This is a genomic window from Pseudoduganella sp. GW821-FHT11H04 (assembly GCF_058807935.1).
Window position 1 is genome coordinate 1 of sequence record NZ_JBXARE010000003.1, and the last position, 12,636, is coordinate 12,636.

Here is a 12,636-nt window from a genome sequence, read left to right on the forward strand (position 1 = left end):
ACTTGCATGTGTAAAGCATGCCGCCAGCGTTCAATCTGAGCCAGGATCAAACTCTTCAGTTCAATCTCTGTTTTTCGGTATTGCTACCGAGGTCACTCACTCAAAATACTGACGAATCTCTTTCGAGATTACGTTTAATATATTTTGTGCGAGCGTTATAACGTATATTTTGAGCATCAGGCCCGAAGGCCTGGGCATATCGTCAAACGCCCACACTTATCGACTGTTGATTTTTAAAGATCGCTGCTTTGTTTTGTCGACGAAGCGTTGTGTTCGTCAGCAGCAGAGAAGCGAGATTATGCAGTGTTTCGTGTATCTCGTCAACCCCATCTTTTTCTCGTTTCGCTTACTGTTTTAACAGTGTTGCGTTGCGAGGGACAGAACTATAGCCGACCCGCGCCGACTCCGCAAGGGTAAAATGCATGGTTTCGTAATACCGTATTACTGCAGCCGCCATGACCATCCTCCTCTCCACACTCAACGCCCGCTACACCCACGCTTCGCTGGGCCTGCGCTACCTGCTCGCCAATATGGGAGAGCTGCAATCGCAAACGCGCATCCAGGAATTCGTGATCGGTGCGAAGACGACCGAGATGGTGGAGCGTATTCTTGCGGCGCAGCCGAAGATCGTGGGCTTCGGCGTATATATATGGAACGTGGAAGAGACCTGTCGCCTGGTGGCGACGCTGAAGCGCGTTGCGCCAAACCTGGTTATCGTCCTTGGCGGACCGGAAGTCTCTTATGAAACCGGCGAGCAGGAGATCACGCGCCTGGCGGACTACGTGGTGACCGGCTGGGGCGACGTGACCTTCCCTAAATTGTGCGGCGAGATCCTGAACGGGCCGAAGCCTTTGATGAAGGTGCATGCGGGCGTGCAGCCGCCGATGGCGGAGATCACCCTGCCCTATGCGCTCTATTCGGATGAGGACATCGCGCATCGCACCTTATATGTAGAGGCGTCGCGCGGCTGCCCGTTCAAGTGCGAGTTCTGCCTGTCTGCGCTGGACAAGACGGCGTGGCCGTTCAATATTGACGCCTTCCTGGCGGAGATGGAGGCGCTGCATGCGCGCGGCGCCCGCACCTTCAAGTTCGTAGACCGCACGTTTAACCTGAACATCAAGACCAGCCTGAAGATCATGCAGTTCTTCCTGGATAAGCTGGCCGCCAATCCGGATGATCCGGTTTACGCGCACTTCGAGCTCGTGCCGGACCACCTGCCGGATGCGCTAAAAGAAGGCATCGCCAAGTTTCCAGCAGGGACGCTGCAATTCGAGATCGGCATCCAGAGCTTTAACCCAGTGGTACAGGCAAACATCTCGCGCAAGCAGGATAACGCGAAGGCCGCTGACAATATCCGCTGGCTGTGCGAGCACTCCGACGTGCACATGCACGTGGACCTGATCGCCGGCCTGCCAGGTGAAACGGTGGAGAGCTTTGCCGAAGGCTTCGACAAGCTGTGGGCCCTAGGCCCGCACGAAATCCAGTTCGGCATCCTGAAGCGTTTGCGCGGTACGCCGATCATTCGCCACACGCAGGAATTCGGCATGGTGTACGACCCGTACCCGCCTTATACGATCCTGGCCAACCGCGATATTGACTTTTCGACCATGCAGCGTCTGGTGCGCTTCGCGCGCTATTGGGATCTTGTGGCGAATTCGGGACGCTTCACGCATACCGTGCCTGTGCTGCTGGGCGAGAACCCGTTCAATTCATTTATGGCGTTTGCGGATTGGCTTTATGCCAACACCGATGCGACGCACCGCATCGCTTTGGACCGCCTCGCCGTCATGGTGGGGCGCTGGCTGGGCGAAACCGGCATGCAGCCGGCCGCCGTTACTGAGCTGCTGGCGCGCGATGGCCATGGGGTGAAGCAGAAGGCGGCGGCGCCGGCTTCCGCGGCGCCGGCGCGGCAGGTGCGGCACTTGGCCGCCTAAACCCGGTAAGTCTGGGCCTCGCCGGCCGCGTGGCCCAAGGGCCGGACTCTGTCTGTTCACCCGCCGGTGGTGTGGCGCGACAGGCGAAACTCTTTTACACTGGCGGCATGCCTATTGCTCAAGAGCCAACGTTATCTGTCAGCCCAGATGGGCGCACGGTGTCAGCCGGGGGGACCTGGCAAGTCAGTGCGCTCGCAAGCAAACGGGTAATGAAGGGGATTTCCGCCTGCCTTGACCATGTGAAGGACATCCACGCCGTCGAATGGGACTTGAGCGGCGTCGAAATGCTGGACCACGTCGGTGCACAACTCCTTTGGCAGGCCTGGGATTACAAACGCCCATCCAAGCTGAAACTGGTCAACGGCCAGGAAGAAATCTTCAAGCGCATCGAAGCGGCAGGCAAGCTGGAATTCCCGCGCGCCCGCAAGCAGCACTTCGGCTGGGTGACCACGCTGGGCTTCGGCATCATGCACTTCCTCGAGCATATGCGCGGGTTCGTGCACCTGATTGGCTCGGTGGTGCAGGATGTGGGTCGCTTTGCGGCACATCCGATGCGCGGACCTTGGCGCGAGATTTCGGCGAATATTTTCCATGCCGGTTTCCAGGCGCTGGGCATTACGGCGCTGGTTGGTTTCCTGATCGGCGTGGTGCTGTCTTACCTGTCGGCGCAGCAGCTGCGCAACTTTGGCGGCGACATTTACCTGGTCAACCTGCTCGGCATGTCGATTGTGCGCGAGCTGGGGCCGTTGATGGCGGCGATCCTGGTGGCGGGCCGTTCGGGATCGGCAATTACAGCGCAGTTGGGCGTGATGCGGGTGACCGAAGAATTGGATGCGATGCTGGTGATGGGTATTTCGCACGGCTACCGCCTGATCCTGCCGAAGGTGATTGCGCTGGCGATTTCGATGCCGCTGCTGGTGATCTGGACCGACGCGGCAGCGCTGATCGGCGGCATGATCTCCGCAAAGTGGGAACTGAACCTGTCGATCCGCTACTTCATCATGAAGCTGCCGCAGGTGGTGCCGATCGCGAACTATTACATCGGCCTGTTCAAGGGCACGGTGTTCGGCATGCTGATTGCGATGGTGTCTTGCCACTTTGGCCTGCGCATCAAACCGAACACGGAAAGCCTGGGCCATGGCACCACCACTTCGGTGGTGACGGCAATTACGGTGGTGATCCTAGCGAACGCGGTGTTTGCGATCGTCTTCAATGGAGTGGGTTACTGATGAACGACCAGCCGCTGATTCCTGAAGAAAGCTGCGCCTGCCCCGAGGGCGAGGGCAAGCTGACGCTGGACGGCAGCGTGCCGGTGGTCGAGATCACCAACCTGCAGACCAAGTTTGGCCGCACTGTAATCCACAATGACCTGAACCTGACCATTGAACAGGGCGAGATCCTGTCTATCGTGGGCGGCTCGGGCACCGGCAAGACCGTGCTGCTGCGCCAGATGCTGGGCCTTGAGCGTCCGAGCAAGGGTTGCGTGCGCATTTTCGGCGAGGACATCACGGTCGCCTCTTCCGACCATTTGCAGGAATTGCGCAACCACTGGGGCATGCTGTTCCAGCAAGGAGCGCTGTATTCGGCACTGACGGTGTTCGAGAACATCGCGCAGCCAATGATGGAGCTGGGCACGCTGCCCGAGCAATTGATCCGCGATGCGGTGCTGCTGAAAATGAATATGGTGGGCCTGGGTCCGGAGCATGCGATCAAGATGCCGAGCGACCTGTCGGGCGGCATGATCAAGCGCGTGGCGCTGGCGCGGGCATTGGCGCTGGAGCCGAAATTGCTGTTCCTGGACGAGCCGACCGCCGGCCTCGATCCGGACTTGTCGGAAAGCTTCGTCTCGCTGATCAAGTCCCTGCACCGGGAGCTTGGGTTAACGGTGGTGATGGTGACCCACGACCTGGATACGCTGTTTGCGCTGTCGACGCGCATTGCGGTGCTGGCGGAAAAACATGTGTTGGCCATCGGACCGACGCGCGAGGTGATCAAGACCGATCATCCGTTTATCAAGGAATTCTTCCTGGGCGACCGCGGCAAGCGCGCGCTAGAGGCCCTGGATTAAGGAGCATGGCATGGAAAACAGATCTCACGCTTTGATGACGGGCTTGTTCACGATCGCACTGCTGATCGCGGCCATCGTGTTCGGCATCTGGTTCAACCGCGACCGGGTGAAGTACGAGCCTTACCTGATTGCGACCACCATGTCGGTGCCGGGACTGAACCCGCAGGCCGCGGTGCGCTATCGCGGCCTGGAAATCGGCAAGGTGGACGACATCGACTTCGACCCCAAGCTGGCAGGCCAGATCCTGATCCACCTGAGCATCGACCCGGCTACGCCGATCACCAAGACCACTTATGCGACCCTGGGCTACCAGGGCGTGACCGGCATCGCCTATATCCAGCTCGATGACGATTCCACCGGTTCCCCGGCACTCGCAACCAGCAAGGGCAACCCAAGCCACATCCCGCTGCATCCAGGCCTGTTCGACCAGCTGGAAAAGCGCGGCACTGCGATCCTGAGCAAGGCTGAGGAAGTGACGAAGAAGCTGGATAACTTCCTGGGTGACGACAACCAGAAGAAGATGCTGGGCGCCTTCAGCGACGTGAGCGACGCGGCCCAATCGTACCGCGACCTGGCGGCGCGCCTGGACCCCGCTGTACAGAAAATTCCAGCGCTGATGGAGCACGGCGACCAGGCCATTCGTTCCGTGGATACCCTGGCCACAGAAGCAAACAAGGTTGTAGTCTCGCTGCAAGGCCCGAATGGCGCCGTGCAGCGACTGACCAATTCGGTGGACCGCGCGACGACATCGGTCGAAGCGGTGGCCAGCGGCGTTGAACTGGAAACGCTTCCCGGCGTGACCGGCCTGGCCGATGAAACCAAGTCTTCGATGCGCGCCATCCGCCGCACCATGAACAACCTGAGCGACCGCCCGCAAAGTATCCTGTTCGGCGCACCAACGACGCCGCCGGGTCCCGGCGAACCTGGCTTTGACCCTTCCGGCAAATAAGGACAAGCAATGAAGAAGAACATCATCCTGATCGCCATTGTGACCGCCGCCGCACTGGCCGGCTGCGCCAGCAAAGGGCCGCAGCCGACCGCCTACGATTTCGGCCCGATGGGCGCACCGCTGCCTGCCGCGAGCACGGCGCCCTCCGGTACAAACGGCACGGACGGCTTGCGGCCAATGGCGATGCCCGCCATCGTGGTCGCCGACGTCAGCGGCCCCGCGTCGCTCGATTCGCAGCGCATGTCCTACCGCCTGATGTACGCCGATGCGCGCCAATCGCGCCCTTATGCCTACAACACCTGGTCGGTCACCCCGCTGCAGCTGATGTCGCAGCGCGTGAAGGCGCGCATTGCGCAAGCCGGCGTGAAGGTGGTCTCCACCACCGATTCCGCAGGCGGCCTGCCCCTGCTGCGCCTGGAGGCCGACGATTTCTCGCAGAACTTCGACAGCGCCACGCAGAGCAGCGCCAGCATCACCCTGCGCGCCTCGGTGTTCCGCAACCACAAGCTGGTAGACCAGCGCACCTTTACCCGCAGCGCACGCGCACCAAGCGCCGACGCGGCAGGCGGCGCCAGCGCCCTGGCCGAAAGCACCGACGGTATTGCCGCCGACATCCTGGCCTGGCTGGCGGCCATGCCCCTTTAAGCCATGAGTAAAGAAGCGCCCGCCCCAGCCCCCGAGCCAAAGCCCGCGCAGGCCTTGCGTAAGGGCTCGCCGGTGGCGCGCGCGCTATTGCTGGCCTATACGGTGCTGATCGTGTACGCCAGCTGGTTCCCCTTCTCCGGCTGGCAGAACCAAGGCTTGTCGCCGCTGATCTTCCTGGAATGGACTACGCTGCCGCGCTACTGGACCGGTTTTGACGCCGGCATCAACGTGATCGGCTATATCCCCTTCGGCATGCTGCTGGTGTACGCCATGCGGCCGAAGGTGACGGGCTTCTGGGCCTTCCTGCTGGCCGGCCTGGCCGGCATGCTGGTATCCGGCGCGATGGAAGCAGTGCAGACCTATTTGCCTACCCGCGTCTCGTCCAACCTGGACTTTTACACCAACACCCTCGGTTCGGTCATCGGCGCCTTTATCGGCGGGCTGACTGCGAAGAAGCTGATGGACAGCAGCAATGTCTACAAACTGCGCCAGCAATGGTTCGCCCAGCATGGCAGCCAGGGCATGGTGCTGGTGGCGCTGTGGCCATTGACGCAGATTTATCCGCAGGGCTTCCTGTTCGGGCTGGGCCAGCTGCTGCCCATACTGTCCGAATGGCTTAGCGAATTGCTGGACATGGAAATCGACCTAGCCTCCATGGTGCGGCCCGAAGCCTCGCTGACGGTGGAGCAGTACTGGCTGTCCGAAACCATCGTGACCGCCTGCGGCATGGTGGGCGCGGCCCTGACCCTGCTCTGCATCCTGCGCAAACCGGCCCCGCGCGCCCCGCTGGTGGCCCTGCTGGTAGGCGCGGCCGTGCTGGTGAAAACTCTGTCGACCGCCCTGCAACTCGGGCCCGACGCCGCTTTTGCCTGGGTCACCCCGGGCGCCCAGGCCGGCTGCCTGATCGGGGTAATCATGCTGGGCGGCCTGATTTTCGCCCCGCAGGTGGCGCAACGCCGGCTGGCTGTGGCGACGCTGCTGCTAAGCCTTTTGATCGTCAACACCACCCCGACCAACCCCTACTTCAGCGAAACGCTGCAGAACTGGGCGCAGGGCAAATTCCTGAATTTCTATGGCGCGGCACAGTTCCTGTCGCTGGCATGGCCGTTGGCAGCGCTCTGGTACCTTTGCCTGCCCTCGCACAAGCTGAACAAAGAAACCCGCGAAACGCCTGTAAAATAAGCGCCTGCATTGAAAAAGAGGCTTCAGATGAGCGACAACCAATACTACAAGCATCACGTGTTCTTCTGCATGAACCATCGTGATGACGGCCGCGAAAGCTGCGGCCCGCGCGGCGCCGAAGCCGCCCAGAAGCACGCCAAGAAGCGTTGCAAGGAATTGAACCTGAACGGCGCCGGCAAGGTGCGCATCAACCAGGCCGGATGCCTGGACCGCTGCGAACACGGCCCGGTGGCCGTGGTCTACCCAGAAGGCACCTGGTACACCTACGTCGACACCGCGGACATCGATGAAATCATCGACAGCCACCTGGTCAACGGCAAAGAAGTAGAGCGACTGAAGATTAAAGATGATGAATAAGTTTTCCGAGAAGTTTACGCTGCAGGGCAACGCAGGCCTGATGGAAGGCCTGATTGACCTGCCGGCCGGTGAGCCAAAAGGCATCGCCCTGGTGGCCCACCCGCACCCGCTGTACGGCGGCACCATGGAGAACAAGGTCGCGCAAACGCTGGCGCGCACCTTCGTGACGCTGGGCTATGTGGCTGCGCGTATCAATTTCCGCGGCGTCGGCGCATCCGAGGGCGTGCATGACCACGGCCACGGCGAAACCGACGACATGATGATCCTGTACCAGCACATGGTGCAGAAATACCCTGGCCTGCCGGTTTCGCTGTCGGGCTTCTCGTTCGGCACCTTCGTGCAGTCGCACCTGGCGCAGCGCCTGGCCGCTGCCGGCACCCCGGCCGAGCGCCTGGTGCTGGTGGGCACCGCAGCTGCCAAATGGGAGATCGCCAACGTACCGGCCGACACCATCCTGATTCACGGCGAGAACGATGACACGATCCCGCTGATCGACGTGCTGGATTACGCACGCCCACAGGACATTCCTGTGATCGTGATTCCCGGCGCGGACCACTTCTTCCACCGCAAGCTCGGTCACATCAAGACCTGGGTGATCTCGCTGTGGAACAACAAATAAATCGCAACCCCCTACAGAACTTCTATGAAAAAGATTATCGCCGCACTGGCAACCAGTGTCCTGCTCATGACTTCCGCAGTGGCGCAAACCCTGCCTCCGCCAACCATCGCCGCCAAATCCTGGCTGCTGCTGGACTCCACCAGCGGCCAGGTGATCGCCGCCCAGGACCCGGATTCGCGCGTGGAGCCGGCCTCCCTCACCAAGATCATGACCGCCTACCTGACCTTCCAGGCGATCAAGGACAAGAAGCTGTCCCTGGACCAGAAGGTGAACGTCTCCGTGAAAGCCTGGAAAGTGGACTCCAGCTCCTCGAAGATGTTCATCGACCCAGCCACCCCGGTTTCGATCAACGACCTGCTGTACGGCCTGATGGTCCAATCCGGCAATGACGCCGCCGTGGCGCTGGCAGAAGCGGTCGCCGGCGACGAATCCGCCTTCGTCACCCTGATGAACCGCGAAGCACAGCGCATGGGCATGGCCAACTCGCACTTCGCCAACCCGCACGGCCTGCCATCGCCGGAGAACTACACCACCGCGCGCGACCTGTCCGTACTGGCCCGCCACGTAATCCAGGATTACCCTGAGTTCTACAAGATCGACTCGGTGAAGAGCTTCACCTACAACAAGATCACCCAGCAGAACCGCAACCGCCTGCTGTGGCTCGATCCAACCGTAGACGGCATGAAGACCGGCCATACCGATTCCGCCGGCTACTGCATGGTGGCATCGGCCAAGCGCCCTGCGGGCAACCTGGAGCGCCGCCTGATCTCCGTGGTGATGGGCACCAACTCCGACGGTACCCGTACCGCGGAAAGCCAGAAGCTGCTGAACTGGGGTTTCCAGAACTTCGACACCGTGAAGCTGTACTCCAAGGGCCAGGCCATCGATACGCCTGAAGTGTGGAAAGGCTCCCAGGCTAACGTGAAGATCGGCTTTACCAGCGACGTGCTGGTGACTGTGCCAAAAGGCGTAGCCGCCAAAATGAAGCCTGTGCTGGAACGCAAAGACCCGCTGGTGGCGCCAATCCCGGTCAACGCCAAGGTCGGCACCCTGAAGATGATGGTGGACGGCAAACCGCTGCTCGAACTGCCTGTGGTGGCCCTGCAGCAGGTTGACCAGGCATCGATCTTCGGCCGCGCATGGGACTCCGTGCGCCTGTGGCTGAAATAATGGCGAAGCTGGATCTCTCCCGCATCGTCGCGGGCATGTGGCGCATGACCGAATGGGACATGACGCCACAGCAGCGGCTGGATTTCATTGAGCAGTGCATTGCGCTGGGCGTGACCTCCTTCGACCATGCCGATATTTACGGCGGCTATGGCGTGGAGGGCCTGTTCGGCGAGGCGCTGGCTTTGAAGCCTTCGCTGCGCTCGCAGATCCAGATCGTGAGCAAGTGCGGCATCAAGCTGATTTCCGGCCGCCGCCCGACGCATACCATTCAGCATTACGACACCAGCTCGGCGCATATCGTGGCGTCGGTGGAGAATTCGCTGAAGGAGCTGCGGACGGATTACCTGGACCTGCTGCTGATTCATCGTCCGGATCCTCTGATGGATTTCGATGAGGTGGCGAATACGTTCCAGCGTTTGCGTTCTGAGGGGAAGGTGAAGGAGTTCGGGGTTTCGAACTTCTCGCGGCATCAGTTTGCGACGCTGAATAAGCGCGTGCCGCTGGTGACTAACCAGGTGGAGTTTTCGCCGTTGCACCTGGCGCCGATGTTCGATGAGACGTTTGATGGGCTGCAGGACCTGGGTGTGCAGCCGATGATCTGGTCGCCTCTGGGCGGTGGGCGCTTGTTCACTGCGGGGGATGAACAGGGCGAGCACCTGCGCTTGAAGATCAAGGAAGTGGCGGATGAATTGAATCGTCCGTTTGCTAGCGTGGTGTTTGCGTGGATTATGCAGTTGCCTTGTAAACCAGTGCCGTTGACTGGATCCGGGCGGCTTGAGTCGATCAAGGTAGCGGTGGAGGCGACGCAGTTTACGCTGAGCAGGCCGCAGTGGTTTGAGATCCTGCGCGCAGCGCGGGGGCATGAAGTGGCCTGAAACCTTCAAAACCGGGAAACCGGTGTCTGACCCGCAGGGTCAGACACCGACACGCGGCCGCCGCAGACTGGGGTCCGACCCTGCGGGTCGTACCCCGGTTTACCGGTTTTACCCGGGTTGGAATCAATCGTCAAGGAACGTCTGCGGCGGCGCAATGCCAGTCCAGCCAGAACGCCAAGCCAGATTCAACCCCACGGTGAACGCAATGTACACCAAGAAGAACAGCACAAAATAATAAGCCCGCAGCCAAACCAGCAGCCCCACATTCACCGCCAGCAGCACCAACGCCGCCGCCGACTTCTTCTGCTTGGAAGAAGGAAAGCGAATCGTCGACACCATCAAACTGCCCACCACAAACAGCAGCGCCACAACGTAATAGCCCTCAATACGCGTATCCGGAAACTCCGGCCACGCCACCACCACCGAAGCCACGCAAGCCGCGCCGGCAGTAATCGGCATCCCCACGAAATACTTCGGATCCGTGCGCCCCACATTCACATTGAAGCGCGCCAGCCGCAACGCCCCGCAAGCCACAAAGAAGAACGACGCAATCCCGCCAATACGCAACAAGGTCGGATCCGCCGGCCCCATTTGCACGAAGCCATAGCAATACAGCAGCACCGCAGGAGCGCAGCCGAAGTTCATCACGTCCGCGATCGAATCGAGCTGCACGCCGAAATCGGAACTGGTGCCGGTGGCGCGCGCCACAAAGCCATCCAGCGCATCAAAGATCCCGGCCAGCACCAGCAGGAAGGCGGCCAGGCGGTAATCCTGGGAGAACCCGTAATGGGCGTTGTCGACGGAGATCACGATGCTGGCAAAGCCGCACGCGATCGAAAGCAACGTCACCGAGCTTGGTAGCGCAAATTTGGCACGTTGCAGCCGCTGTTGGCGTGGAGTATTCAAATTAAGGCAGAGATGGTCAAAAAAGAATGCCTATTTTACCTCGCCCAGCCAATCATAAAAGAAACACATCTTGCTTGAAATTGGCATAGAATCGGCGCATTGAAGGAGCCCACCATGCAATCGCTCGATACCTTGCACCGTAAGTTACCAGCCCTGTTGATTGCCGCACTGCTCACGGCATGCGGCGGTGGTGGAGGCGGCGGCAGTTCTCCGCCGACCAACCAACCGCCTGTCAACACGCCAGTCTCCACTTGCGTCGTCACCCCAGCCGGCGTGCCGGCTGCTACCGGAGACACCGCAATTGATGGCTTCAACTGGTTCAATTACCGCCGCGCCGGTATCGGCCTGACCATGTTGACCTGCAACCAGATGCTCAACACGGCAGCCGTCGGGCACTCGAACTACCTGCGCCTGAATAACACAGTGTCGCACGACCAGGTGGTCGGCAATCCTGGCTTTACCGGCGCCTCGCTGGGTGATCGCCTGGCCAATGCCGGCTACGTCTTGTCCGGCAATTACGCCTATGGTGAAGTAATTTCCGCCGCTGGCGACAGGTCGGGCTTCTTCCACGCGGAAGAACTGATCGCCGCGATCTATCACCGCTTCGTGATCTTTGAGCCGATGTTCCGCGAAATGGGCACGGGCGCTTCGACCCGCGGCGACGGCTATACCTACTTCACCGCCGACATGGCCGCCACCAGGGGCTTTGGCACCGGCCTGGGTAAAGGCAATATCGTTACCTACCCGTCCAATTTGCAGACCCAGATTCCGACCTCCTTCGACAGCGATACCGAATCGCCGGACCCGGTACCGAACCAGAATACGGTTGGCTACCCGGTCAGCGTGCACTCCGATATCACGGGCAGCATGACCGTAACCAGCTTCACCATTCGCCCGCGCGGCGGCGTGAACATGAGCACGCGCCTGCTGTCGAGCGCCACCGACACGCATACCCAGTCGCATGAAGCGGCCATTATTCCACTGGCAACGCTAACTTCCGGTACCACGTATGACGTGAGCTTCTCCGGCACGGTGGACGGCGTGGCCGTGACGAAGAATTGGTCATTTACGACAAAATAGAGTCTCTCCACTAGCCCGCGTCAGGACAGAGTGCTAAATTCTGTCCTGATGAGCAATTCACATTCCAGCGCACCAACACGCCAGCGCCTCGACGTCGAGGAGGGACTGGATCGCCTCATGGGCGAGCGTGCGCTGTACCTGCAAATCCTGCGCCGCTTCCTGCAAGACCACCGCGACTCCTGCGCGCGCATCACTACCCTGCTTTCGCAACGCCTGGAAGCCCAGGCACAACTCGCAGCGCATACGCTGAAAGGTTCGGCAGGACTGATCGGCGCGCAGCTGGTGCACGACCAGTCGGTACTGGTGGAGAACGCAATTGCCGGCGGCACCGATTCCGCCGCGCTGCTGGATCAACTCACTGAACTGTTGTGCGATACCTGCACCAGCATTGACAGCCTGTTACGTGAACATGGCGACAATGTGGCGCCGAGCGATGCGCCCGTAATCGATCCCGCACAATTGCGCGCACTGATCGAAGAGCTGGTGGGGCTACTGCGTGACGGCGATGGCGCTGCGATCGACCTGGTGGAGAAATCGGCGCCGGTGTTGGCGGCGGCGCTGGGTGTGCCTACCTTCCAGATGGTGGCGGCGGCGACACATGCCTTCGATTTCGAGATAGCGCTCGATGCGCTGGAGATGGAACTCTGATCTGACTTAACCGGTGTAGTGCGCCTCTTCATCGAAGGAATCCGCGCACTCTTTGCCGCAGAAGCGGCGCACGGCATCCAACGGTTTTTCACAGTACCAGCACGAACCTTTGGGAGGCAGTGATTGGCGTATCGCGCCCGGGCGCTTGGCCGTTGCGACGATTTCAGCGGGTGGGATTTCTTGTTGCGTCTCCACGGTATTCC

The 12,636-nt window shown here is 60.7% G+C and carries 14 protein-coding genes; 12 read left to right on the forward strand and 2 right to left on the reverse strand.

Going from position 1 to position 12,636, the window contains the following annotated elements; all coding sequences use genetic code 11:
- Nucleotides 1–455: 455 nt before the first annotated feature.
- The 10 genes from AC1RTP_RS06940 (at nucleotide 456) to AC1RTP_RS06985 (ending at nucleotide 9,799) form a co-directional block, all read left to right on the forward strand.
- Nucleotides 456–1,934, forward strand: coding sequence for a B12-binding domain-containing radical SAM protein (locus AC1RTP_RS06940; RefSeq protein ID WP_498605846.1), 1,479 nt, complete (start codon nucleotides 456–458; stop codon nucleotides 1,932–1,934).
- Nucleotides 1,935–2,041: 107 nt separating this feature from the next.
- The gene (locus AC1RTP_RS06945; RefSeq protein WP_498605847.1) at nucleotides 2,042–3,163 is read left to right on the forward strand and encodes an MlaE family ABC transporter permease; all 1,122 of its coding nucleotides are present in this window, start codon (nucleotides 2,042–2,044) and stop codon (nucleotides 3,161–3,163) included.
- Nucleotides 3,163–4,002: an ABC transporter ATP-binding protein gene (locus AC1RTP_RS06950; protein WP_498605848.1), complete on the forward strand. Its 840-nt coding sequence runs from the start codon at nucleotides 3,163–3,165 to the stop codon at nucleotides 4,000–4,002. Before AC1RTP_RS06945 ends, AC1RTP_RS06950 begins: the two co-directional genes overlap by 1 nt.
- Before the next feature lie 10 nt (nucleotides 4,003–4,012).
- On the forward strand, nucleotides 4,013–4,951 hold the full coding sequence (locus AC1RTP_RS06955; protein ID WP_498605849.1) for an MlaD family protein: 939 nt from the start codon (nucleotides 4,013–4,015) through the stop codon (nucleotides 4,949–4,951).
- Between the two features lie 9 nt (nucleotides 4,952–4,960).
- Nucleotides 4,961–5,596 (forward strand): ABC-type transport auxiliary lipoprotein family protein, encoded by a 636-nt coding sequence (locus AC1RTP_RS06960; protein WP_498605850.1) that lies wholly within the window; start codon nucleotides 4,961–4,963, stop codon nucleotides 5,594–5,596.
- Nucleotides 5,597–5,599: 3 nt separating this feature from the next.
- Nucleotides 5,600–6,778, forward strand: a complete 1,179-nt coding sequence (locus AC1RTP_RS06965; protein WP_498605851.1) for a VanZ family protein — start codon at nucleotides 5,600–5,602, stop codon at nucleotides 6,776–6,778.
- A 27-nt stretch (nucleotides 6,779–6,805) separates the two neighbouring features.
- Nucleotides 6,806–7,135, forward strand: a complete 330-nt coding sequence (locus tag AC1RTP_RS06970) for a (2Fe-2S) ferredoxin domain-containing protein (protein WP_498605852.1) — start codon at nucleotides 6,806–6,808, stop codon at nucleotides 7,133–7,135.
- Complete coding sequence (locus tag AC1RTP_RS06975; protein WP_498607129.1) at nucleotides 7,128–7,754, forward strand: alpha/beta hydrolase; 627 nt, start codon at nucleotides 7,128–7,130, stop codon at nucleotides 7,752–7,754. The genes AC1RTP_RS06970 and AC1RTP_RS06975 overlap by 8 nt, the downstream gene beginning before the upstream one ends.
- A 24-nt stretch (nucleotides 7,755–7,778) precedes the next feature.
- Nucleotides 7,779–8,924, forward strand: coding sequence for a D-alanyl-D-alanine carboxypeptidase family protein (locus tag AC1RTP_RS06980; protein ID WP_498605853.1), 1,146 nt, complete (start codon nucleotides 7,779–7,781; stop codon nucleotides 8,922–8,924).
- Nucleotides 8,924–9,799, forward strand: a complete 876-nt coding sequence (locus AC1RTP_RS06985; protein WP_498605854.1) for an aldo/keto reductase — start codon at nucleotides 8,924–8,926, stop codon at nucleotides 9,797–9,799. The genes AC1RTP_RS06980 and AC1RTP_RS06985 overlap by 1 nt, the downstream gene beginning before the upstream one ends.
- A 123-nt stretch (nucleotides 9,800–9,922) precedes the next feature.
- Here AC1RTP_RS06985 and pssA read toward each other — a convergent pair whose 3' ends face one another.
- The gene (gene pssA / locus AC1RTP_RS06990; protein WP_498605855.1) at nucleotides 9,923–10,705 is read right to left on the reverse strand and encodes a CDP-diacylglycerol--serine O-phosphatidyltransferase; all 783 of its coding nucleotides are present in this window, start codon (nucleotides 10,703–10,705) and stop codon (nucleotides 9,923–9,925) included.
- Nucleotides 10,706–10,819: 114 nt separating this feature from the next.
- Here pssA and AC1RTP_RS06995 point away from each other — a divergent pair, with 114 nt between their 5' ends.
- Together AC1RTP_RS06995 and AC1RTP_RS07000 are read left to right on the forward strand one after the other, a co-directional pair.
- The gene (locus tag AC1RTP_RS06995) at nucleotides 10,820–11,785 is read left to right on the forward strand and encodes a CAP domain-containing protein (RefSeq protein WP_498605856.1); all 966 of its coding nucleotides are present in this window, start codon (nucleotides 10,820–10,822) and stop codon (nucleotides 11,783–11,785) included.
- 48 nt (nucleotides 11,786–11,833) lie between these two features.
- Nucleotides 11,834–12,433, forward strand: coding sequence for an Hpt domain-containing protein (locus AC1RTP_RS07000; protein ID WP_498605857.1), 600 nt, complete (start codon nucleotides 11,834–11,836; stop codon nucleotides 12,431–12,433).
- Nucleotides 12,434–12,439: 6 nt separating this feature from the next.
- Here AC1RTP_RS07000 and AC1RTP_RS07005 read toward each other — a convergent pair whose 3' ends face one another.
- Nucleotides 12,440–12,628: a hypothetical protein gene (locus tag AC1RTP_RS07005; protein WP_498605858.1), complete on the reverse strand. Its 189-nt coding sequence runs from the start codon at nucleotides 12,626–12,628 to the stop codon at nucleotides 12,440–12,442.
- Nucleotides 12,629–12,636 lie beyond the last annotated feature (8 nt).